This window comes from Paenibacillus sp. LS-5, assembly GCF_056121505.1.
In genome coordinates this window covers 1-248 of the sequence record NZ_JBWAVA010000107.1, presented here as the reverse complement: position 1 = coordinate 248, position 248 = coordinate 1, and the positions used below count along the sequence as shown (strand labels likewise).

Below are 248 nucleotides of genomic sequence, written 5' to 3'. Positions count from 1 at the left end.
ACCAATACTAATCGGTCGAGGGCTTATCCAAGAAATAAAACGCAGATTCGTTTCGGATTCAGTTTTCAGGAATCAAGTCCGAATTCATGAGGTCCACGTGGCCCATGGATGAAAGATTTGTGTTCAGCATTTGGCGATGCTGAGACCTGAATCATGCATTTGCACCGCAAGTGCCCGTTTGGTGGCGATAGCGGAGGGGTTCCACGCGTACCCATCCCGAACACGACCGTTAAGCCCTCCAGCGCCGA

At 51.2% G+C, this 248-nt stretch carries 1 rRNA gene; it reads left to right on the top strand.

Annotation, left to right across the window (positions count from 1 at the left end):
* Window positions 1-177: 177 nt before the first annotated feature.
* Window positions 178-248 (top strand): 5S ribosomal RNA (gene rrf / locus AC0MA3_RS26660); the annotation flags it as partial.